Here is a 23,691-nt window from a genome sequence, read left to right as displayed (position 1 = left end):
GGTAAGACATATTTTAGTATGCGAAATTCTATGAAACAGGAACCCTGTGACTTTAGTCATGGGAGGTTCAGGATGAGGGCGTAGCTACATTTAAAAAAGAAGTCATTTCAAATGGAAAGCTTATAACTTTACTTCATAATTTAAAGACAGCTAATAAGGCAAGTGTAAAGACTACAGGAAATGGAATAAAATCTTCATATTCATCACCTATAGGTATACATCCAACTAATTTCTATATAGAGAAAGGGGATAAACCTCTAGATGAAATTATGAAGTATATAGGTGAAGGTTTGATGGTTACTAGTTTCGCAGGTCTTCATTCAGGTGCAAATTCAGTAACAGGAGATTTTTCTTTAGCAGCTAAAGGTTTTTATATTAAAGAAGGTAAAAAAGTATTTCCAGTAGAGCAAATTACAGTAGCAGGGAACTATTTTGACTTGTTGAAAGATATTGAAGTTATAGGGGATGATTTGGAATTTCCAATGAGTAGTATAGGTTCACCTTCAGTTGTTATTAAAGAACTATCAGTAGCAGGTAAGGATGAATAATTAAAAATAATTGTATAAGTAAAAAGCCAGATTAAATAGAATAATTTTAGATGAAAAGGTTCATGTAGGTCTATTTAAAAAAGCAATAGAAAAGTATTGTAGATAAACTCAAAAGTTTAGTTATTCATCATTTTATTCATATATATAAAATTACTATCATACATTTTCTTGAAGGGAGTTGCTATTGATATGTATTATGTATATGTAAATGATATAAATATAGCAGTTTATGATTTAAATCCGAGTGCTAAAAAAACAGTACTTTTTATACATGGTTGGCCATTAGGACATAAGATATTTGAATATCAAACTAACATACTGCCAAAACTCGGATATAGAACAGTTTCAATTGATTTAAGGGGTTTTGGTAAATCTAGTGCAACATCAGGAGGATATACTTATAGCCAATTAGCAGATGATATTTATAAGGTAGTACATGCTATTGGATTAAAAGATTTTACTCTTGTTGGTTTTTCAATGGGAGGAGCAATTGTACTTAGATATATGAGCCTGTTTCATGGATATGGAGTATCAAAGTTGGCATTGTTTGCTGCTGCTGCACCATCATTTGTACAAAGACCTCCAGAGTTTCCATATGGCATGACACGTGAAGATGTTAATAAACTGATAGCTCAGGCATGTACTGATAGACCAGCAATGGTAAGCCATTTTGGAGAAAAAGTATTTGCATCAAATCCACCTGAAAGCTTTAGAAGGTGGTTTGACGATATTGGTTTTAGAGCATCAGGCATTGGTACAATTGCAACAGCAGTATCTTTAAGAGATGAAGAATTATTTAACGATTTAAAATGTGTAAGAGTGCCAACAGGTATCTTTCATGGAAAACTAGACCAGGTATGCCCATATGAGTTTGCAGTTTTTATGAATGAAAAAATAGAAAATTCAACTTTATATACTTTTGAGTATAGTGGCCATGCTATATTCTATGATGAACTCAAACTATTTAATCAGGAATTTTTACAGTTTTTAGAGGGATAGAAATATTTTAGAATATTTAAAATAAAGTAATATTATATAAAGTGGTATAGATGAAGTCTTATGTCACTTCATATACTATAGACAAATGGGGTTTTAGAACTATCACTAGTTCTGAGACCCTATTATTATATGTTCCTAAAGTTAAGTGTTATGTATATTATTTAGAAAAAATTTCTTTATAAATAATATTAATAAATATATAATCGAAAATAAAAATAGATACTTATCTGAATAAAGTATGTGTTCACTCATTTATTTGTATACCCTTGTATAGGACTGATATAGCTGCTGATATAAGTATTATACCCATAAAAGCAGGAGAAGCATGACCAAATAATACATAGATTTGACCTCCAATAATAGGTCCAATTATTCTTGCTAAAGATTGAATTGACTGGCTACCTCCTTGAATTCTTCCTTGTTCACTAGAATCTACAGATTTGGATACCATGCCGTTAAATGAAGGTCCAAAGATTGAATCACCAAAGCCAAATATAAACATTCCAATAATAAAAAGAGGATAGAATGAGAATAAAGCTGATGTGGCTATAAAACAGTAACCTGTAATCTCTGAAACCATTCCTAGAATTACTATTTGTATATCACTAAATTTTAACAAAAGTTTTGGCATTATAAAGCCTTGTGAGATTATATCTTGTATACCCATAATTGAAAACATAAGTCCAATTAGTGTAGGTCCCCAACTAAAAGTATCTAATGTAAATTGAGAGAAGACAGCCTGCAAAGAGCCATTAGGTATCCAAAGTAAAAATCCTGATATAAGCAACCTTTTTAATGTCTTTATTGAAAGTACATTCGTGAGTTGCGTGAATGGGTTCAATCTCGCCAATGTAATTTTCTTAAGTCTATTAGTTTTGTCAAGGCTCTCAGGCATATAAAAGAATCCATAGATAAAATTTAATAAAGTAATTGTAGCACCAAAATACATAGGTACAGAATAACCAAATCTTGCAAGTAATCCACCAATAGTGGGTCCTATAGCAGCACCTGCACCTGCAACTGCACTAACCCATCCAAAGTATTTTGTTCGTTGTTCTATAGGAGTGATATCTGCAAAATATGCCAAAATAGTACTTATACTACCTCCTGTTAGACCTTCTATTATACGTCCAACAAATAGTATCCATAGAGCTCCTCCTATACCAAAGACTAAGTATCCAATTGCAGAGCCTAAGAAGCATATTAAGAGTAAAGGGCGTCGACCATATCTGTCACTCAAAGCTCCAAGCCCAGGAGCAGCAAAAAATACACAGAATGCATAAATGGATGTAAGTAGAGTAACGACTATAGCTTGATTTTGAGGATTAGTTATATAAGGCTGTACTAAGAATGGGACAACAGGATTTATAATACTGAAGCCTATTCCACAAAGAAACACAGACATAAGACCAAATGTTAAAGCTTTTTTATTTAGAGTTTGTTCTGTGTTTTGTTTATTGTTTGATTTAAATTTGAACATTTAAATTCTCCTTTCAAAAGTTGATTTTGATTCCTTGGAAACATATTTATCGTATCATCGTTTTGTTTCTTTGTCAACAAAAATTGGAAATAAAAAAGCAACCTGTTCTCATTAGAGTCTGGTTGCCTGTAATTTTATTCATTTGAATTTATTCTGATTTAATATCTATATCAAGTTTTTTAATCTCTGCGTCCAAATGCTTATTATATTTTTCTACAAGGTTAATCATACTGTTAAGTTGTTCTTCTGTTACATCTTCAAATACAGTTTTATCTCTTTCTTGAAATTCTCTATGAAGTTCCTCATGAACCTTATTAATTGCTTTTCCTTGCTTAGTAAGCCTAAAATAGATTTCTTTTTTATTATCCTGTTTTTGATAACTTTCAATATAGCCTTTTTTCATGAGTTTTTTAGTTACTTTACTCATAGCCCCTCTAGTCATATAAAAAGATTCTGCAAGTTTTGTTACGTTGGAATCTGTATTTTTTGCAATGTATTCTATACAATGTACCTCAGAAGGTTTATAATCCTTAAGAGCTTCTTCCATCTTAGACTTATTAAGCCAAGCCAGTTTGTTAAATAAGTTCCTAAAGCCTGTTATGACTTGTTCTTCTTTATTCATGAACCATCCTCCAATTCGTTGATGCATTAGCAATATTATATTAAATTTTTGTTATTATTTCAACAACGTCAAAATAATCATACTAGAAATTAAATGATATATAAAAAAGACAGCATACACAGGCTTTTTGTAGAAAATAATACCAAATGATATAAAATATGATTTTTAAGATTTAAAACTTTTTCAAAAAGTGCTACAATAGACCAAATTATTAGTTTCTATATTCACTAAACAGGAGGTGATGGTATGAAAAAACATAATATTTTATTTATATCAACAGATGACAAAATAAATATAGATACATCAAAACAGTTAGAAAATATATTTGGAGAATTTTGTAATATAGATAACTTGGTCTATATAGATAGAATTGATATTGAAGTATTAAAGTATGAGCTTATAGTATGTTCAGATAATGAGATAAAAGAACATATACACAATAATATCGATAAAAATATACCTATTGTAATAATACATCGTACAATAAACATTGAAAATATAAACCAGATAATAAGTATAGAAAATGATTCTGAAGTTATGGTCATAGATGATTATAAAGAGTCAGCAGATGAAACAGCCAAGATAATTAGAAAACTAGGCCTAATTCATATTATCCAGGATGCAATAAGTCTAAATGTGAAATTGGGATTATTACAGGAAGTAGAAATAATGTACCACAAAATGTGAAGCAAATAATTGATATAGGGGATAAAATAATCGATATAAATACAGTCATAGAAATCTTTACAAAGCTGAACATATCTATAGATAAGTTACATATTATTAAAGAAAAATATAATGAAGATACAGTAAGTGGATATAGGTATTATACAACTATGAATAAAACTATGAAGAGTTTTTTGGAGATTATTGATGAAGGTATTGCTTCTATTGATAAGCTAGGAAAGTTTATATATTGCAATAAAGTATTTTCTAATCTAGTTGGGATAGACCAAAATGAGATTATATCTAATAATTTTATGGATTTATTTAGTGATAAAATTATTAAAAAAATATTTTTTCAAGAGGATGAAGTTAGTGATGAAGTAGTGAGTCTAAATAACAAAAAACTCATAATTAATAAAGTAAATGTGTATGAAAATAATGAACGTATAAAAAGTATTATAAGTATTAAAGATATAAGTGCAATTCAGATACTTGAGGATAAGATTCAAAACAAATTTCAGACAAAAGGATTTGTATCAAAGTACACATTTGATAATGTTGTAGGCGAAAGTAAAATAATAAAAGAAAAGATTAATATTGCAAGAAAAATAGCATCTACAGATTTTTCTGTGTTGATACTTGGTGAAAATGGAACAGGAAAGGAAATATTTGCTCAAGCAATACACAATGAATCTCTAAGAAAAGATAAGCCCTTTGTTGCAGTAAATCTATCTTCTTTATCAGATACACTTATTGAAAGCGAACTTTTTGGTTATGAAGAGGGAAGTTTTACAGGAGCTATAAAAGGTGGAAAAATAGGGATATTTGAAAGAGCACATACAGGAACAATTTTTTTGGATGAGATAGGTGACATCTCTCTAGATGTACAACAAAGATTGTTAAGAGTCTTACAAGAAAAAGAAGTCATGAGAATGGGAGGAAGTAAAATTATACCTGTGGATGTTAGAATTATAGCTGCAACAAATAAGGATTTAAAGAAAAAAATCAAAGAAGGTTCTTTTAGAGAAGATTTGTATTATAGGATTAATGTATTGCATATAGAAATACCTAGGCTTAGAGAACGTAAGGAAGATATACCTCTTATAAGTAAGTATTTCTTGAATGAAATAAATAGTAATAAGTGTTTTACAGAAAAGTCGATGCAGGTATTAAAACTGTATGAGTGGCCAGGTAATGTAAGAGAACTTAAAAATTTGATTTATTATATAGACACCATAGTGGAGGAAGATAGGGTAGACTATGAGCATTTGCCAGAACAATTTAAATTTGAAAATAACAATACTCTAGTTAATGAAAATTTTGATTCAATTATACTAGATTTTAAACAATCAAATTTCTTTAGTGAGAGTATTTGTATATTGATGAGTATAGAAAATTGGAATAATAAAAATATATCCTTAGGAAGAAATAAATTACAAGAAATTTTAAAAGAAAGAAGCATAGCATTAAGTGTAGACCAAATTAGAAAAAGAATAGATAAGTTAAAAAATCATGGATTACTATCATCTGGAGTAAAAAAACAAGGGAGCTTTATAACTGATGAGGGAAAGAACTTTATATCATATGTAAAATTTAAGGGGGAAATATAGGGGATTAAAAATAAAAAATCCCCTAAAAATCCCCTGAGATAATCTTAGACAAATAAAATTATTTCAAATATTGAGATAATTTAAAAAATATTGAATTAAAAATAAAAAATATTATTTCGAATAAACAGTAGTAAATTGTCATTTTACTACCGTTTTTATTTTTTGAAAAATTTAATGTGCAATTAAAACTTATATTTTGGCATATCAATTGCTATATAGTGAAAATATAAAAAAATTGTAAAATTTGGAGGATGTTGTTATGAAGTCAGCTTATAAAGGATACGAAGCTTATAGTTATTTAGAAAAGGGAAAAGATATCTCATCTATTGAGATGTGTAAAGGAGATAAGAGAGTAGAAGAGTATCTTATCGAGTTAGATGATGTTCAAGAAGCTAAAGTTAAAAGTATAGTAGATGAAAAAGTATTTATATCTCTACATGAACATCCAGTTTTATTCCCAGAACATTTAGAAAGAGATATATTTGAATACAACAGAGAAGGAAAACAAAGATGTGCCTATGAAGCATTGTCAAGAGGATATTATGATGCTATATTTGATAATTTAATGGATGGTGTGTGCACAATAACATCAAATGCTGGATGGAAATGGGATGATATACTAATTGATTTAGGTATGAGGTTATGTGATTTAGCACACCAAGATTTTGTTATAAAGTGTGAAAAAGTGGAAGACATATATAGAGCTAAAAGTGAAGGTAAAGTGGCATTGATACCAACACTAGAAGGAGCAGCACCAATAGAGAATGAGCTTGATAGAATAGATATATTATATGGATTTGGTATAAGGTTAATGGGAATCACGTACAGTGAATCCAATGCATTAGGCTCTGGATTAAAAGAAGAAAAAGATGGAAGTCTTACAAATTTTGGTAGAAAAGCTATTGAAAGAATGAATAAGATTGGTATGGCAATAGATTGTTCTCATGTTGGAGTACAAACAACACTTGATGTTATAGAGTATAGTAAAGACCCAATAATATTAAGTCATGTTGGAGCAAGAGGATTATGGGATACGAAAAGATTGACTCCAGACGAAGTGTTAATAGCATGTGCTAAAAAAGGAGGAGTTATAGGTGTAGAAGCAGCACCTCATACTACTATAACTGAGAAAAATAAAGAACATTCAATAGATTCATTTATGGAGCATTTTGAGTATATCAAAAACTTAGTAGGAATAGACCATGTAGCATTTGGTCCAGATACAGTATATGGTGACCATGTAAAATTACACTCAGTGTTAGCTGCTAAATTTGATATAAAAAAGATAACAGGTACAAAAGAACATCCTAAAGTAGAATATGTAAAAGGGCTTGAGAATCCAACTGAGACTTCAAAAAATATTGTTAGATATTTAGTAAAAAATGGGTACAGTGATGAGGAAATAGAAAAGGTACTAGGAGGAAATATACTTAGAGTGTTAAAGCAGGTATGGAAATAAGTAAATAGAGTAGAAGTATTAATAAAAGTTGAGGATTTATAGGGAGGTTTTATAAATGGATTATTTAAAATTAGCTAATCATCCACTCTTGTGGATAGCAAGTACAGTAGCAGTATCAATAGTAGTGGTACAATCCCTTATATTTGCTATAAAGTCTTGTAAAGTTGGTAAAACAATGGGAATAACAGATAAACAAATAAAATCAGCTGTTAAAAGTAGTGCTATTTCAGCTATAGGACCTTCAATGACTATATTTGCTGGAATGGTATCGCTTATAGTTACAATGGGTGGACCTATAGCATGGATGAGATTATCGTTTATAGGTTCTGTAATTTTTGAATCTATGTCAGCAGGGTTTGGAACAGATGCGCTAGGTATAACTTTGGGTTCTCCTGAAATGACAGAATTGGCATTTACAAATGCAGTTTGGACTATGATACTTGGTTCTTTAGGATGGATAATATTCACGTTACTGTTTGGGCATAAATTGGATAAGATAACTAATGTTATATCTAGTGGAAAGAAATCATTTATACCAATAATATCTTTAGGAGCGATGCTAGGTTCATTTGCATATTTAAATGCTGATAGGGTGTTACGTTTTGATAATGGAACAATTGCATGTATAAGTGGGATGGCTATAATGATAATATTATGTATGATTGAAAAAAAGAAAAATATAAAATGGTTAAGAGAGTGGGGGCTTACAATATCAATGTTCAGTGGAATGATAATAGCTTCAGTAATATAAAGGGGGAAGTTTTATGAGTAAAGTAAAATCTATATACAATGAAGAGTACTTACCTTTTATGATAAGGTATGGAAGATTGACATTATCCTTAGGTATTATAGCAGCTTTGGTTCCTGGAATAATTTTGAGTTTTGGATTTGGTATTATGCCTCCAATATCAGCATTATTGGCAAGTACAATGGCAATTGTTAGCATGAGTGCTCCAAACTACATAATAGAGCCAGTTTCTTATTCGCCAATTTTAGGTATACCAGGAACTTATATGAGTTTTCTTTCTGGAAATATATCTAATATGAGACTACCATGTTCAATAGCAGCTCAAAAGGCAGCAGAAGTTGAATCAGGAACAGAAGAAGGTTCAATAATATCTACAATAGGTATAGCTGTATCTATCTTAGTGAATATAAGTATATTAACTATAGGAGTAATTCTAGGAGGAAGTGTATTATCTAAGATTCCAGCTGAAGTAGTAGAAAAACTAAATTTAATATTACCAGCTTTATTTGGGTCAGTATTTGGACAAGTATTTTTACAAGATAAAAAATTAGGTATAGTAGCAATTGTAATATCTGTATTAACGATTACACTATCAAAGCAAGGTATAATACCACAATCTTTAGTAGTTCTTATATGTGTATTTGGGACTATATTAATTGCAAGAGCTATGTATAAAGATAAACTTAGTGATTAATAACATTTAAATGATAATAAATTCTTAAATATTATAATTCAGTTTTAATGTACAAAAAGTTACAGAAAAAATTACTTAAAAGTACAGTTTTAGGGAGGGAATATCTTGATATACGATTTAATCTTAAAAAATGGATTTATAGTAGATGGTACTGGAGATGTTGGTTTTTATGGAGATATAGCAATTAAAGACAATTTAATAGTTAAAATAGATTCTGAGATAAATGAAGAAACAAACAAAATAATTAATTGTCATGGAAAAGTTATAACTCCTGGATTTATTGACCCTCATGTTCATGAAGAGATAGTAGCAATACTAGATGGCAAATTTGAAAAATTCCTAAAACAAGGAGTTACAACAACTATAAATGGTAATTGTGGGCATTCTATAACACCATATTCTTCTGAAAATGTATATGAATATATGTATAAAAACGGCTTATTACTTGAAGAAGAGAAAAAATATCTTATAGATAAAAATAAATATTGGAATAATTTTACAGAATATTGTGACCTTATATCTAAAAGTGGTATTTCTATCAATATGGGATTTTTATTGGGTCATGGAACTATAAGATGGAGTGTTATGGGAGGCTCTAAAGATAGGCCACCTACAGAAGAAGAAAAAAAAGAAATCACAAATATAATAAATGATGGTATGAAAAGTGGGGCTTTTGGAATATCTACTGGATTGGCATATATTCCAAGTAAGTATGCTGATATCGATGAACTGGTTGATATCGCAAAGTTAATTAAAGAGCATGATGGTATATATACATCCCATATCAGAGATTATATAGGAAGATATAATGCAGTAAAAGAAACTATAGAGGTTGGTCAAAAAAGTGGGGCTAGAGTACAAGTATCTCACTTAAGCCCCGTTGAAATAGAAGCCTTTGATGAGATATTAAGAGCTAGATACAATGGCGTTGATATAATGGTTGATACAGTACCAAGAAGTTCTGGTCATTGTATGAAGAAGAAAAGAGTGATTCAATTTATTATGGCAATATCATCTAGCTTATTTGAGCTAGGTATGGATGGAGTAATGGATGCTCTTAAAAATGAAGAAGGAAGGGCACTTATATTAAAAGAGGCATTTATACTTGGAGATAGAGGAAGTATAATACTTCTAAACACTAAAGATACTGATATAGAAAAAAAATCAATACGTGAAATAGCCATTCAAAAATGTGTGAATGAAGACACATTATTACTTGATTTACTTTTATATGGAGATGAAGAGCTTATATTTTGTTTAGGTGGGATGTATAGAGCTGATTTCCCAGATAAATTACATAATAATAAAATAATTGACAATCCATTTGTTATGGTTGGCTCAGATTGTTTGTTTAGTGTAGGTGGAGATATGTCATGGTTTGAACTACAAAGAAGAGGAGCATTTCCAATTTTCTTCAATATGTATAGAAAATCAGGTGTAAGACTAGAAGAAATTGTAAGAAGAGTTACTTCATTACCAGCTAGACAATTTAAAATAAAAGATAGAGGTATCCTTGAAGAAGGAAAAATAGCTGATATAGTTGTTATTGATATAGAAAACTATAGTTATCCTAGGTCAGAAGAAGTTGATTTCTCAAAACCACAATTATTAGCTAAAGGTGTTGAATATGTAATTGTAAATGGTAAAATCGCATTGGAGGAGGGGAAGGTCACTGATATTCAATGTGGTGAAGTATTAAAAAAATAAATTCTTGAAAATAATAGGAATTTATAAATAAAATAAGTATCCAATAAGTAAAGACGAAGTGTGAAATTTATTTAAATAAAAATCATATTTCGTTTTTACTTTTAGTAATAAAATTTAATTTATTTTAATAATAGTGAAGATGAATATAAAAAAGATACAAAAAATATTTTCATTATACAATGAAAAATTAATATTTTTAATCGTTAAATTATGTAGAAAAATTAGATAAATAAATAATTATATCGCTTTGGAAAAAATGTTTTATAAACAAAAAATGATAAAAGTATAACGGCTATATAAAAACTACATTAAAGGAATAATTATATATTTTACGACTTAAAGGTCATAGAAACAATTGAAATTATGTTGTATATATTAAAATAATATAACATATAGTTAGAATTTTAGAGATATATTTATTAGTCATTAGTATATGTAAAATGTAGTATTTATTATAGTATGACAGTTGTTTGATGGAGAATAATTCTAACTGGTTAAGAAGGGGGCTTGGTGAGTGTTATATATTATGTTTATTGTAGGAATATAACATGTAAAGTTGCATTAGATTGAGTTGGAATTGTTTATATATATCTTATAAAGTTGATTGGAAATGATAAAAAAATAACTATAATTTAAGAATTAAAGAATTTTAATACTGACTTTATTCTACAAAATAAGTATTATTTTTATTTTAAGAAATTCGAATAAAGACGAAAATAAATTGTCAGAATAATCTTGACAGTCTAAAATCGTGACTGTATAATACAATTAAAAATCGGATTAATTACCTAGTTTACAGAAAATAAAAATAATGCTAAGGCAAACGTTTTATTTTTTTAGTAAGTAATCCTCCGCCACTCCTTAAATTAGAGCTTTTCTAATTTCAAAATGTATAACTAAAACTTCATAATTTAACTGTGCAATATTTATTAGGCTCTAACTTTTAAGGTTACTAATAATTTATTACATAGCTCCATACATTTGGCGGCAATGGCGGGAGCGATAAGGGGTAAGATATGGAAAATTACAAGTATGGATTTAACGACAAGCCAAAGCTTCTAACAGCAATACCGCTTAGTATGCAACATGTTTTTTCTGCTTTTGCGGGTACTATGTCTGGTGCTATTTTAGTAGCTGTTGGCATGGGTCTCTCACTAAGTGAGACTGCATTTTTGATTCAATGTTCGATGTTGATTGCAGGAGTGAGCACCATACTGCAATCTATGGGGATTGGGCCAATAGGGTCACGGTTACCAATTGTTACTGGTGGTAGTTTCACCTTTGTAGCACCATTAATTGCCTTAAGTACGAATAATGATGTCGGTATTGCTGGAGCTTTTGGGGCAGTACTTGTAGGAAGTTTAGTCTTAACTTTAGTAGGACCATATGCAGTAAAATATTTGCATAAATATTTTACACCTACAGTTACAGGAAGTGTTGTTTTAGCAGTTGGGTTATCACTTATGAGTTCTTCATTTGACTATGCAGTATCATTTGATGTTCATAGCCCTGATGTAGTTGCTAATTTTTCTTTGGCTATATTTACACTGTTATTGACACTAATTTTAAATCAATTTGGAAAAGGTTTTCTGAAAGTGGCATCTATAATAATTTCAATAGTGATAGGGTATATAGTAGCAGTGATATTTGGTATGGTTGACTTTTCTAGTATGGCACAAGCAAATTGGTTTGCGATGCCAAGACCTGTATTTTGGGGACTGGAGTTTAACTTAGGGGCTATTGTAACCATATGTACGATTCATATTGTGACAGTTATGGAGATAATAGGAGACACTACAGGTGTTGTCAGCTCTGTTGAAAATCGATTACCTACACAAAAAGAATTGATGAGAGCAGTAAGAGCAGATGGAGTTGGAAGTTGCTTTGCAGCTTTGTTCAACGGGCTTCCAGTTATATCAGGTAGCCCAAACATAGGCATAATCTGTATGACAGGTGTTGCAAGTAGGTATATAGTAGCACTTGGAGGAGTAATAATAGGGATTTTAGCATTTTTTCCAAAGTTTGCACAAATATTAGCTTTAACGCCAAATCCAGTTATTGGAGGAACATTAGTTATGATGTTTGGAACAATTGCATCATCAGGTATTAAAGTTATTGGTATGGGTAAAATGACAAATCGTAACATAACAATTTTAGCAGTTTCATTAGGTATTGGTATGGGTGGTTATTTTAATCAAGCTGCATTAGCATTTTTACCAAGTATAGTAGTCACTTTAATGACTGGTATATCTGGAACAGCTTTATTATCTCTAATACTAAATATCATATTACCTAAGGAAAAGGAAGATGTAGTTGAGAGTGAAGTAAGTTGTAAAGCTTAGAGAACGTAATTCTAAAGGATATCCAAGAAGGAGCGCCTTGCTTCTATTTTTTTTACCAAAAATAGGATTGAACTTTGAAGGAAACCCAATAGCTTATAAATACAATCTGAAAGGATATCCAAGAAGGAGCGCCTTGCTTCTATTTTTTTTACCCAAAAACCTTAAAAACTTGAATAATCAAAAGATATGATACTCATTTTAATAAAAGTATAATCTGAAAGGATATCCAAGAGGAGCGCCTTGCTCCTCTTTTTTTATCAATAATTAGAGGATTTTGTGTAAAAAAGAGCTTAAATAATACAGACAAAGTAATTAAATTTAAAATTTCATAGAGATATACATAATTAAATTCTGTAGGTGGAAGGTGAAGGTTATGGAGGTTATTGAACTTGATATAAATGGCACAGTGAAAGAGGTAGCCATAGAAAATAAGTGGACTTTACTTTATGTCTTAAGAGAAAAATTAAATCTAACTGGAAGTAAATGTGGATGTAGTACAGGTGATTGTGGAGCTTGTAAAATAATTTTAAATGGAGAAGCAGTGAATTCATGTCTGATTTTAGCAAAAAACGCAGTGGGTAAAAAAATCATGACAATTGAAGGTTTATCAGATGGAATCAATATACATCCAATCCAACAAGCCTTTATTGATTGTGGAGCTATACAATGTGGGTATTGTACTCCAGGTATGATAATGTCAGCAAAAGCTTTGTTGGATAAAAATCCAAATCCTTCTGAAATGGATGTTAGAAAATCCATAGATAATAATCTTTGTAGATGTACAGGATATGTAAAAATTGTCGAGGCTATACTTTTATCAGCAAAAAGAATGGGAGGTGTAGCATTTGAGTAGTGAACTGAATGTTATAGGTGAAAGAGCTCCAATAAGGGATGCTGTGCTTAAAGCTACTGGTCAACTTAAATACACTGCAGATATGAAAATCCCCAATATGCTATATGCTAAGGTATTATTTAGCCCTGTGGCACATGCAAAGATTAAGAGAATAGACACATCAAAAGCAGAAAAATTAGAAGGAGTAAAAGCTATAGCTACATATAAAAATTCACCAAGAATAGCTTTTAACAGTGCAATGAGGTTTTATGAACATGAATTGCCTGAAGTTGAATACATTTTTGATGATATTGTTCGTTTTGTGGGGGATAAGGTCGCAGCTGTTGCAGCAGAAGATTTAAAAACAGCTGAAAAAGCACTGAAACTTATTGAAGTCGAGTATGAAGAATTGCCTTCAGTATTCGACCCAGAAGAAGCAATAAAAGAAAATGCATATCCAATACATAAAGATGGTAATAAACTTACAGAAAATGTGCAGGAATGTGGAAATGTAGAAGAAGCTATGAAAAAAGCTGATTACATCTTTGAAGATAAATATAAACTTCCAGCTATACATCATGGAGCTATAGAAACTCATGTTGCTATTGCAGACTATGATTATAGTGGAAAACTTACAGTCTATAGTCCCAATCAAAATACTTTTGCTTTTAGAGTAATATTATCTAAAATATTTGAATTGCCAATGAATAAAGTAAGATTGGTAAGCCCAGCTATTGGTGGCGCTTTTGGAGGAAAATTGGAAATTACTATTGAGCCAATAGTAGCTTTACTGGCAAAGTTATCAGGCAGACCAGTAAAACTAGAGCTTAATAGGAGAGAAACTATGGCTTCAACAAGAACTAGACATGGTGCAGTTGTATATCTAAAAACAGGTACTATGAAAGATGGGCAAATTATAGCGCAAGATATGAAAGTTATTACAAATACAGGAGCATACACATCAAGTGCTCTAAATGTAATAGGAGCTATGAGTCATAAAGTATTTAAATCATATAAGATTGAAAATATGAGATATACTGGGATACCAGTGTATACGAATACTCCAATTGCAGGAGCTATGAGAGGATATGGTTCTCCACAAGCTTTCTTTGCTCAACAATCACAACTAAATAAGATTGCGAAGAAACTCAACATGGATATTTTAGATTTACAACTTAAGAACTTAGTTGAGCCTGATGGGATAGACCAGAGATTTAAAAGTCCTCATGGAAATCCAAGACCAATAGACTGTATAAAGAAAGGAATGGAAATGTTTGAATGGAAAAAACAGATTAAACAGCAAAATGGTTCAAGTGGGAGATTCTTAATCGGCATAGGTATGGCAGTTGGTTCACATGGAAATGGATGCTTTGGTGCACATAGAGACATGACAGCTTTGATGCTTAAGATGAATGAAGATGGTTCAGCTGTATTATATACAGGTACTCATGATATGGGAAATGCATCTGTAAGTGTTCAAGTGCAGATTATATCTGAAATACTTGGAATAAGCCAAGAAAAAATAGAGTGTATACAAGCAGATACAGAAGCATCACCATGGAATCTAGGTGACTATGCAAGTAGAGGAGTATTCGTATCTGGAAATGCAGCTTTAAAAGTTGCTAACTCAGTAAAAAAACAACTTTTAAAAGAAGCATCACAACTTCTAGAAGAGGATGAAGAATGGATAGAATTAAAAAATGACAGAGTTTATTCTATTAAAAATACTGATAAAAATGCTACATTGTGTGATGTCATGATACATGCACAAAAAGTAAATTTAAGGGAAATTATTGGAGTTGAGACATTTTCTTCAGACACTGGTGCAAGTTCATATGGTGCACATTTTGCTAAAGTTGAAGTTGATACAAAATTAGGAGATGTAAAGGTACTTGAATATGTAGCAGTACATGATGTAGGAAAAGCACTAAATCCAATGTCTATAGAAGGTCAGATTGAAGGGGCAATTCAGATGGGAATAGGATATGCTTTGACGGAGGAACTTGAATTTGATGATAGAGGAAGAATAAAGACTAATTCATTTCGCTCATACCATATGATAAAAGCAAGTGAAATGCCTAAGGTAAAAGTAGGCATGATAGAATGTGGAGAACCTGGTGGTCCGTTTGGAGCTAAGAGTATAGGAGAATGTTCAGTAGTACCTTCAGCACCAGCAGTGTCAAATGCTGTGGCTAATGCACTAAAGTGTGACTTTTATAGTTTGCCATTAAAGAAAAATACTTTATTAGAAAATATAAGTATTTAATCTTGTCTTATAAAAAATAAGAAACCATTTAAGATGTTTTAGAGATTGTAGTAAGGCACTTTTTTCTAGCTGTAAATATAAATTATGTGAATGTAAAGGGTGTGGTGGTTGTGGATTTAAGATTTAGAGATAAGGTTGTTGTGATAACAGGAGCGGGTCAAGGATTAGGGGCAGGTTTTGCTTTAGATTTTGGTATAGAAGGGGCAATTGTAGTTTTGATTGGAAGAACTAAAAGTAAGTTGGATAATATTGCAGATAAAATCATCAAATCTGGTGGTAGAGCATTCGTTTCAGTTTGTGATGTAAGTAAATCCAAAGAAGTAGATAATTGCTTTAAGAACTTAATAGAAAAGTTTGGGACTGTAGATATCTTGATTAATAATGTTGCAATTCATAAATCATGTCCAGTAATTAATACTACAGTTGAAGAGTGGAATTCTCAAATAAATACAAATTTGAATGGAACTTTCTATTGTACGAAAGCTGTTCTAAAAGCAATGATAGATAAAAGATATGGAAAAATAATAAATATTAGTTCCACAGCAGCAAAGCACTTTTTTCCAGGGTTTGGTGCATATTCAGCTTCTAAAGGAGGTGTGGTAAGTTTTACTCAAACTTTATCTGAAGAAGTAAAAGAATATGGAATTAATGTAAATGCAATATATCTAGGAATGACAAATACAGAATATACAAGAAAACGATTTGACTCTGATGATGCAGTTACAATACCACTTGAAGAAATGTTGCAAGTAGAAGAAGTATCAAAGGTCGTAACTTTTTTAGCATCTGATGAAGCTAGTCCAATAATGGGAGCTGCGATTGATGTCTGTGGAAAAAAAGCATAAATAAAATATATTGAGAGGTATGAAAATGATAAGTTTAAATAAAAAGGCGATGGTAGTAGTAAGAGAAATATTGGAAGATGCAGAATCATTAGGGTGTGAAGTCATCAAGACAGATTGTGGAGCAACCATAATTGATATGGGTTTAAATTGTAGTGGAAGTTGGAAAGCAGGTGTTTTATTTACTAGAGTTTCTATAGGTGATTTGGGGATAGTAACATTGGGAGATTTTAAACTAAATGAAGAATACTCTTTTTCATCTGTTGAAGTATTCATAGATAAGCCTTTAATTGCATGTATGGGTTCACAGATTGCTGGATGGAAACTCGGTGAAGGAGAGTTTGCGACTATAGGGTCAGGTCCAGCAAGGGCTTTAGCAAGAGTTAAATCAGATTGGTATTTTGAAATGACTCCATATAAAGATGATTATCATGAGGCAGTCTTGTGCATTCAAGATATAAAATATCCTGATGAAAAAACTATTTTAGAAGTTGCAAATGCTTGTAAAGTAAAACCAGAAGACACATATATATTGATTTCACCTAGTACGTGTATTGTAGCATCAATGCAAGTATCAGCAAGAATCATTGAGCAAGTATGCCATAAAATGTTTGAAAAAAACTTTGATGCAGGTCAAATTGTACTTGCAAGAGGAAAAGCACCAATAGCACCAATAGTAAAAGACGAAATTAAGACTATGGGAAGAATCAATGATGCATTAATTTATGGTAGTGAAACTGAGTTTTGGGTAGATTCAACTGACACTGATATTGCAAAAACTATACATCAATTGGTGGGGAAAACATCATCTCCAAATTATGGAGAATTATTTGAGGATGTATTTGAAAAAGCAGGAAGAGATTTTTTCTATGTAGACCATGATGTACATTCGATTGGCAAAATACAGATACACAATATAAATACTGGAAAATCATTTTCATCAGGAGAGATAAATTATTCAGCTCTTGAAAGAAGTTTCTTAAAATAAATGATTTAAATTCTATTAATTTAGGGGGAGACAAAATGGTGTTAGATAAAACAAGATTAGAAAAATTATACCGTGATATGGTTATGATTCGAAGATTTGAAGAAGTAATAGAAGAGTATGCTGCAAATGGTACCATACCAGGATTTGTTCATTTAAGTATAGGTCAGGAGGCTTGTCAAGCAGGTATAGTAGATGCACTTAGAAAAACAGATTATAAATTTCCAGACCATAGAGGACATGGGACTATAGCACTTTGTGGAACCGACCCAAAACTTGTAATGGCTGAAATATTTGCTAAAGCTACAGGTATAAATGGTGGCAGAGGTGGTTCAATGCATATAAATGATATTGAATGTAGAAATATGGGATTCAATGGAATACAAGGTTCTACTATGGTAACTTGCTTAGGCACAGCTTTTGCATCTGTATATAAAGAAACTGACGATGTAACAGCAGTATTTTTAGGAGATGGTACTTTAGGAGAAGGTACTTGTCATGAAAGTCTTAATATGTCAGCTACATGGAAACTACCAATAATATACTGTTTGCTTAATAATCAGTATGCTATATCTACACACTATACAGATTCTCATCCTCAAAAAGAACTAAAAACATGGGGGGAAGGATACGAGATTCCAAGTTATAGAGTGGATGGGAATGATGTAGAAGCAGTAATTGAGATAGTAGAAAAAGCAGCAGATAGAGCAAGAAAAGGTGAAGGTCCAACATTAATAGAGTTTCTTACTTATCGTTGGCAAGGTCATTTTGCAGGAGACCCAGCAGCATATAGACCTGAAGAGGAAGTTAAGTATTGGAAAGACAGAGACCCAATAAAACTAACTAGAAAAGTACTTATTGAGAGAGAAGGTATGTCAGAAGATGTACTTAAAGATATTGAAGAAGAAATAGAGGCTGATGTTCAAGAAATGCTAAGATTCTCATTGGAGAGTCCATCACCAGATATTAAAGATGCAGTTACACACACATATGTTGATAGAGAGGTGGAAATAAGATAATGGGAAGAAAACTTTCGTATGGAATGGCAATAAATGAAGCACTTCATCAAGCCATGGAAAATGATGATAGAGTTTTTATATTAGGTGAAGATGTTGCTAAGATGGGTGGAGATTTTGGAATTACTAAAGGAATAATGGCTAAATGGCCAAATAGAATCAAGGATACAGCTTTATCAGAGTCAGCTATATTAGGATTATCAAACGGAGCAGCTCTTTGTGGATTAAGACCTGTACCTGAGATAATGTTTGCAGATTTTTTAGGTGTTTGTTTTGACCAACTTGTAAATAATGCAGCAAAACTTAACTTTATGTTTCAAGGGAAAGCTCATTGTCCAATTACTGTTCGTGCAGTGCAGGGAGCTGGTATACGTTGTGCATATCATCACTCAGTTTGTGCAGAATCATGGTTTATGAATACTCCTGGACTTGTAGTGGTTTCACCAACAACACCTTATGAAGCTAAGGGAATGTTATTATCAGCTATAAAGAACGATAATCCAGTATTGTTTTTGGAACATAAAATGCTATATAACGTTAAGGGTGAAGTACCAGTTGAACCATATGAGATACCTTTATATGAAGCTGAGATTGAGAGAGTTGGCAGTGATGTTACAATAGTGGCTACACAAATGATGTTAGGTCTAGCACATAAAGCAGCAAATGAACTTCAAAAAGGAGGAATTAGTGTAGAGATAATCGACCTTAGAACTGTTTTTCCTTATGACAAAAAAACTATAGTAGAATCAGTAGCAAAAACTAGCAGATTAGTTATTGCTCAAGAAGGACCAAGAGTAGGAGGTTGGGCAGCTGAAATATCTGCAATGATAAATGAAGATGTATTTGAGTATCTAAGTGCACCAATAAAAAGAGTTACATCAATTGATGCTCCAGTGGCATATGCACCAGTTTTAGAGGATTTTGTTTTGCCAAAACTAGAAAACCTAATTAAAGCCTGTAGAGAAGTTATGCAATATTAATCAAGGGAGGATAAGTCATGATTACAGAGGTTAAAATGCCAAAGTTTGGTCTTTCTATGGAAGATGGGACAATTGGTACATGGTTGATTGAAGAAGGTAACATTGTAAATAAGGGCGATGAACTTTTAGAAATTGAAACTGATAAGATAACTAATACAGTTGAAGCAACAGAAGATGGAGTACTAAGAAAGATACTGTTTGAAGAGGGAGAAGTTGTAAATTGTGGAGAAATAATCTGTATAATTGCAGATGCAAATGAAGATATTAGTGGACTTAATCCAACAGTTAAAACAAATATAGAGAAAGAAGAAGATACTCCAAGCTTAGAGCTGATAACAGAGGTAAAAAATTTGGAGATAGAAAAGAGAATAACTCCAAGAGCTAAAAAAATAGCTGAAGAAAAAGGCATTGACTATTCAAACATAGAAGGTACAGGAATACATGGAGCAATAACAATTGATGATTTGAAAAACTTCATGAATAAAAATCTAGAAGAAAAGGTAATTGAAACTAATCAAAGTGAAGTAGTTGAAAAAGGAGTACGGCAAGATGCTACATCTATTCCTCAAATTAAGAGCGCTAAGACAACTATAAGGGAAAATGATGTGGTAACTAAAATGACTCAAATGCAAAATATAATAGCAAAAAAAATGCACGAAAGTTTGTTGACAACAGCTCAAACTACGATTGCTACTGAACTAGAAATTACAAATCTAACTAAAGTATATAAAAGTTTAAAAGAAAAATATAAAAATGCAGGTATTAAACTGAGTTATACAGCTCTTATAATAAAAGCTGTAGCTCAAGCTCTTGAAAATCATCCTAAACTTAGAACACAAGTGTTTGATGAAAATCATTTTAAAATAAATGATGAGATTAATGTAGGTGTGGCTGTAGACATTCCAAATGGATTAGTAGTACCTGTAATAAAGAATGCAAACTTGAAAGACTTAAGAACAATATGTATAGAACTAAGTGATTTAAGTGAAAAGGCTAAAAATAATCAATTAAATCAAGATGAGATGAGTAATGGAACTATTACTATAACCAATTTAGGTATGTTTGGAATAACATACTTTACTCCAGTATTAAATACACCAGAAAGTGCAATTTTAGGGATTGGAAGTATAATAGAAAAAGTTCTTGTTAAAGAGGGTGCATTTTATGCTGGTTCTGTAATGAATATGAGCTTGACCCATGACCATCGAGTGGTAGATGGAGCTCCTGGAGCACGCTTTCTTCAAGAAGTTACTCAAAATCTCTTAGATTTTAGATGGATGTAAAATAATATTATAAGCACCACATTAATCGACAGATAGTTTGTTATGCGTTTCTCGAAAGATTTTTTCTCTCCAAACTATCTGTCAAAATTAAAGTATGGCAGAAAATTATATGGAGGTTACTGCATGAGAAAAGTAGATTTGATAATTAAAAACGCTTATCTAATTTCAATGAATACGGAGAGGGAAATATTAAAAGATGCTTGTATAATAATTGAAAAGAGCAAGATAATTGATATAGGAAAAACTAATTTGTTAGAAAAATATATTTCAGAAAAAACTATAGATGCTAAAGGTAAAGTGGTTTTTCCTGGATTCATAAGTACTCATTCTCATCTATTTCAGACTTTATTAAAGGGATTAGGAAGAGATAAATTATTACTAGACTGGCTTGATAGTTCTGTTAGAAGAGCTATCCATAAGATAGATGATGAATGTTGCTATTATGCAGCATTAACAGGGTGTATAGAAGCAATTAAGACAGGTACAACTACTATACTTGATTATATGTATTGTCATGGAAAAGAAGGTCTTGATGATAGCATAATACGAGCATTTGAAGACTTAGGAATAAGAGGGATACTGGGAAGAGGATTTACAGATACAAGTAAATTTCCTGAGGAATTTGGTTGCACTTATCATGATACAGAGCAAAAATTCTTTGATGATGTGAGAAGATTAAATAAAAAATATAAAAACCATTCAAGAATTGGTATGGCATTGGCACCTGGAATTATATGGGACAACACTGAAGATGGCTATAAAGAGATAAGAAAGATAGCTGATGAGCTTAATATACCAATAACAATGCATTTACTTGAAACTGAAGATGATGATAAATATTGTTTAGACGATAGAGGTATGAAAACTGTACCATATCTTGAAAAAATGGGGATTTTAGGCCCTGATTTTATTGCAGTTCATTGTATACATATGTCAGATGAAGACATAGAGTTATTTAAAAAATATGATGTCAAAATATCTCATAATCCTGTATCTAATATGGTTCTAGCAGCAGGAGTTGCACCAATTCCAAGGTTTATAGAAGAGGGATTAACTATAAGTCTGGCATGCGATGGTTCGGCTAGTAATGATACTCAAAATATGCTAGAAGTAATGAAGATGACTACATTATTACAAAAGGTTACTCATAGAGATGCAAAACTCTTACCTTCATCAAGTGTACTTGAAATGGCAACCTTAGGGGGAGCAAAATCTATAAATAAATTAGATTCACTAGGTTCAATAGAGGTAGGAAAAAATGCCGATATTGTAATTTATAACCCATATAAAAGTTCAATTTCTATACCAATTCATGACCCGATTAGTTCACTAATATATTCATCTACTCCAAATAATATAGAAACTTCTATTATAGATGGAAAAGTGGTTATGGAGAATAATCAGATAACTACTATAGATGAAGAAAAGGTACTATATAAAACTCAACAAATAGCAAGTAAATTAATAGCTGATATTGGTCTAGGTAATGTACAGTGGGGAAAAAGAATTTATGGATTGTAAAACAATTAAGAGAGGATGGTAAGAGTATGAATAATCTTGAATTTTTCAGTATACCAAGAGGTAATTTAAAAATAGATGTATTAAATAGAAATGAAAAGATATTAAGTACAATAAAATCAAATTCTAAAGAAGATGTATGTATACCAGATGTTATAGAGTATTATACGGAATTATTTTTTCCTCAGGCAAGTGAAAAAAGACCATATACATTTTCTTCTATGGTTTTATCTTCTGATGGAAAGATGGCATATGAAGATAATAAGGCAGGCCCCTTGATTGGGAAAAATAATTTTATAGACCTAGATGGTGCTCTAGCAGAATTTTGGGTTTTAAATGTATTAAGAGCATGTTCAGATGCTGTGATTATTGGAGCTAGAACTTTACAAAATGAACCAGGAATAACATGTCATGTATTTGACGAAAGTCTGACACAACAAAGAAAAGATTGTTTAAATAAAAAATATCAACCATGTGGGGTAGTAGTTTCTTTTGATGCTACAGATATTCCATTTAATCACTATACATTTAATGTTGATAAAAGCCAAGAATATAAAATGGTTATAGCTACATCTCCAAACGGCTGGGAGTATATAAAAGAAAACTCTCCTCTAAAACATGTGTGTATAGGAAGTTTTAGTTCAATTGAGGATGTTGATGATTGTACATTTGAAGAATTATATAAAGATTTTGATGTTTTTCCTGTGATTATAACTGGAAAAGATAGTACGCCAGATTCTGAGGTGTTGCTTTATGTACTTAAAAATTTAGGTATAGAAAAAGTGTGTGTAGAATCTCCTTCATATTGCACACATTTGATAGAAAATAAATTATTGGATGAATATTTCATAAATTATTCGATGGTGTTTGTAGGTGGAAGAATGACTCCAGGTTGCACAATAGCTTATAGCCATTTAGAGCATCCACATTCAGAATTATTGACAATAGGAATTCATAGAAATAATTTTATTTTTACACGTCAAAAACTTCATTATGATATTAAAAGTCAAATAGATTTAACTGGATATAAATATTAATAGCAAAATTTTGGACATAGTGAATTAATATTTATGATTTAAAAGGAGGAATAGTGA

Annotated in this window: 19 protein-coding genes and 1 pseudogene; 18 read left to right on the top strand and 2 right to left on the bottom strand. The window is 31.2% G+C overall.

The features are described 5' to 3' along the window. Positions 1–77 precede the first annotated feature (77 nt). Positions 78–548, top strand: a pseudogene (locus Q3304_RS18425) (metallopeptidase TldD-related protein); the annotation flags it as partial. A 189-nt stretch (positions 549–737) separates the two neighbouring features. Further along, positions 738–1,547, top strand: coding sequence for an alpha/beta fold hydrolase (locus Q3304_RS18420; protein ID WP_054271459.1), 810 nt, complete (start codon positions 738–740; stop codon positions 1,545–1,547). A gap of 244 nt (positions 1,548–1,791) precedes the next feature. On the opposite strand, the gene Q3304_RS18415 is transcribed toward Q3304_RS18420, so the two are convergent. Together Q3304_RS18415 and Q3304_RS18410 are read right to left on the bottom strand one after the other, a co-directional pair. Further along, positions 1,792–3,027 (bottom strand): MFS transporter, encoded by a 1,236-nt coding sequence (locus tag Q3304_RS18415; protein ID WP_407814702.1) that lies wholly within the window; start codon positions 3,025–3,027, stop codon positions 1,792–1,794. Positions 3,028–3,175: 148 nt separating this feature from the next. Beyond that, a complete protein-coding gene (locus Q3304_RS18410) occupies positions 3,176–3,649 on the bottom strand; it encodes a MarR family transcriptional regulator (protein WP_054271457.1) in 474 nt (157 codons plus the stop codon). Between the two features lie 246 nt (positions 3,650–3,895). On the opposite strand from Q3304_RS18410, the gene Q3304_RS18405 reads away from it, so the two are divergent. From Q3304_RS18405 to Q3304_RS18330, 16 genes are all read left to right on the top strand, one after another. Beyond that, on the top strand, positions 3,896–4,336 hold the full coding sequence (locus tag Q3304_RS18405; RefSeq protein WP_407814701.1) for a hypothetical protein: 441 nt from the start codon (positions 3,896–3,898) through the stop codon (positions 4,334–4,336). Beyond that, a complete protein-coding gene (locus Q3304_RS18400; protein WP_407814700.1) occupies positions 4,333–5,925 on the top strand; it encodes a sigma-54 interaction domain-containing protein in 1,593 nt (530 codons plus the stop codon). The genes Q3304_RS18405 and Q3304_RS18400 overlap by 4 nt, the downstream gene beginning before the upstream one ends. A 259-nt stretch (positions 5,926–6,184) precedes the next feature. Next, positions 6,185–7,384, top strand: a complete 1,200-nt coding sequence (locus tag Q3304_RS18395; RefSeq protein WP_407814699.1) for a dipeptidase — start codon at positions 6,185–6,187, stop codon at positions 7,382–7,384. Positions 7,385–7,439: 55 nt separating this feature from the next. Continuing rightward, on the top strand, positions 7,440–8,135 hold the full coding sequence (locus Q3304_RS18390) for a DUF5058 family protein (protein WP_054271454.1): 696 nt from the start codon (positions 7,440–7,442) through the stop codon (positions 8,133–8,135). Between the two features lie 13 nt (positions 8,136–8,148). After that, positions 8,149–8,826, top strand: coding sequence for a hypothetical protein (locus Q3304_RS18385; protein ID WP_054271453.1), 678 nt, complete (start codon positions 8,149–8,151; stop codon positions 8,824–8,826). A gap of 105 nt (positions 8,827–8,931) precedes the next feature. Then, on the top strand, positions 8,932–10,533 hold the full coding sequence (locus Q3304_RS18380; RefSeq protein ID WP_407814698.1) for an N-acyl-D-amino-acid deacylase family protein: 1,602 nt from the start codon (positions 8,932–8,934) through the stop codon (positions 10,531–10,533). 1,016 nt (positions 10,534–11,549) lie between these two features. Next, positions 11,550–12,875: a uracil-xanthine permease family protein gene (locus tag Q3304_RS18375; RefSeq protein ID WP_054271451.1), complete on the top strand. Its 1,326-nt coding sequence runs from the start codon at positions 11,550–11,552 to the stop codon at positions 12,873–12,875. Positions 12,876–13,248: 373 nt separating this feature from the next. Continuing rightward, complete coding sequence (locus Q3304_RS18370; RefSeq protein ID WP_407814697.1) at positions 13,249–13,728, top strand: (2Fe-2S)-binding protein; 480 nt, start codon at positions 13,249–13,251, stop codon at positions 13,726–13,728. Further along, a complete protein-coding gene (locus Q3304_RS18365) occupies positions 13,721–15,973 on the top strand; it encodes a xanthine dehydrogenase family protein molybdopterin-binding subunit (protein WP_407814696.1) in 2,253 nt (750 codons plus the stop codon). The genes Q3304_RS18370 and Q3304_RS18365 overlap by 8 nt, the downstream gene beginning before the upstream one ends. 110 nt (positions 15,974–16,083) lie before the next feature. Beyond that, positions 16,084–16,818: an SDR family NAD(P)-dependent oxidoreductase gene (locus Q3304_RS18360; RefSeq protein ID WP_054271448.1), complete on the top strand. Its 735-nt coding sequence runs from the start codon at positions 16,084–16,086 to the stop codon at positions 16,816–16,818. Between the two features lie 25 nt (positions 16,819–16,843). Beyond that, positions 16,844–17,803 carry a methenyltetrahydromethanopterin cyclohydrolase gene (mch, locus tag Q3304_RS18355; RefSeq protein ID WP_407814695.1) on the top strand — a complete coding sequence of 320 codons (960 nt, stop codon included), beginning with the start codon at positions 16,844–16,846 and terminating at the stop codon, positions 17,801–17,803. Between the two features lie 35 nt (positions 17,804–17,838). Continuing rightward, positions 17,839–18,819, top strand: coding sequence for a thiamine pyrophosphate-dependent dehydrogenase E1 component subunit alpha (locus tag Q3304_RS18350; protein ID WP_054271446.1), 981 nt, complete (start codon positions 17,839–17,841; stop codon positions 18,817–18,819). After that, a complete protein-coding gene (locus Q3304_RS18345; RefSeq protein WP_407814694.1) occupies positions 18,819–19,796 on the top strand; it encodes an alpha-ketoacid dehydrogenase subunit beta in 978 nt (325 codons plus the stop codon). The genes Q3304_RS18350 and Q3304_RS18345 overlap by 1 nt, the downstream gene beginning before the upstream one ends. Before the next feature lie 17 nt (positions 19,797–19,813). Continuing rightward, complete coding sequence (locus tag Q3304_RS18340) at positions 19,814–21,079, top strand: dihydrolipoamide acetyltransferase family protein (RefSeq protein WP_407814693.1); 1,266 nt, start codon at positions 19,814–19,816, stop codon at positions 21,077–21,079. Positions 21,080–21,202: 123 nt separating this feature from the next. Beyond that, the gene (locus Q3304_RS18335) at positions 21,203–22,600 is read left to right on the top strand and encodes an amidohydrolase (RefSeq protein WP_243193316.1); all 1,398 of its coding nucleotides are present in this window, start codon (positions 21,203–21,205) and stop codon (positions 22,598–22,600) included. A 26-nt stretch (positions 22,601–22,626) separates the two neighbouring features. Beyond that, positions 22,627–23,634, top strand: a complete 1,008-nt coding sequence (locus Q3304_RS18330) for a dihydrofolate reductase family protein (protein WP_407814692.1) — start codon at positions 22,627–22,629, stop codon at positions 23,632–23,634. The last annotated feature ends 57 nt before the right edge of the window (positions 23,635–23,691 follow it).

The sequence above is a fragment of the Clostridioides sp. GD02377 genome (genome assembly GCF_045899875.1).
In the GTDB taxonomy this organism is placed as follows: Bacteria; Bacillota; Clostridia; order Peptostreptococcales; family Peptostreptococcaceae; genus Clostridioides; species Clostridioides difficile_A.
Note: the sequence above shows the minus strand (reverse complement) of the source record. Positions and strands in the feature narration are given on the sequence as shown.

Bases quoted from the DNA above. Each gene is read 5' to 3' on its own strand.
- Q3304_RS18420 (WP_054271459.1), top strand. From the start codon at position 738: ATGTATTATGTATATGTAAATGATATAAATATAGCAGTTTATGATTTA.
- Q3304_RS18415 (WP_407814702.1), bottom strand. From the start codon at position 3,027: ATGTTCAAATTTAAATCAAACAATAAACAAAACACAGAACAAACTCTA.
- Q3304_RS18410 (WP_054271457.1), bottom strand. From the start codon at position 3,649: ATGAATAAAGAAGAACAAGTCATAACAGGCTTTAGGAACTTATTTAAC.
- Q3304_RS18405 (WP_407814701.1), top strand. From the start codon at position 3,896: ATGAAAAAACATAATATTTTATTTATATCAACAGATGACAAAATAAAT.
- Q3304_RS18395 (WP_407814699.1), top strand. From the start codon at position 6,185: ATGAAGTCAGCTTATAAAGGATACGAAGCTTATAGTTATTTAGAAAAG.
- Q3304_RS18390 (WP_054271454.1), top strand. From the start codon at position 7,440: ATGGATTATTTAAAATTAGCTAATCATCCACTCTTGTGGATAGCAAGT.
- Q3304_RS18385 (WP_054271453.1), top strand. From the start codon at position 8,149: ATGAGTAAAGTAAAATCTATATACAATGAAGAGTACTTACCTTTTATG.
- Q3304_RS18375 (WP_054271451.1), top strand. From the start codon at position 11,550: ATGGAAAATTACAAGTATGGATTTAACGACAAGCCAAAGCTTCTAACA.
- Q3304_RS18370 (WP_407814697.1), top strand. From the start codon at position 13,249: ATGGAGGTTATTGAACTTGATATAAATGGCACAGTGAAAGAGGTAGCC.
- mch (WP_407814695.1), top strand. From the start codon at position 16,844: ATGATAAGTTTAAATAAAAAGGCGATGGTAGTAGTAAGAGAAATATTG.
- Q3304_RS18350 (WP_054271446.1), top strand. From the start codon at position 17,839: ATGGTGTTAGATAAAACAAGATTAGAAAAATTATACCGTGATATGGTT.
- Q3304_RS18345 (WP_407814694.1), top strand. From the start codon at position 18,819: ATGGGAAGAAAACTTTCGTATGGAATGGCAATAAATGAAGCACTTCAT.
- Q3304_RS18340 (WP_407814693.1), top strand. From the start codon at position 19,814: ATGATTACAGAGGTTAAAATGCCAAAGTTTGGTCTTTCTATGGAAGAT.
- Q3304_RS18335 (WP_243193316.1), top strand. From the start codon at position 21,203: ATGAGAAAAGTAGATTTGATAATTAAAAACGCTTATCTAATTTCAATG.
- Q3304_RS18330 (WP_407814692.1), top strand. From the start codon at position 22,627: ATGAATAATCTTGAATTTTTCAGTATACCAAGAGGTAATTTAAAAATA.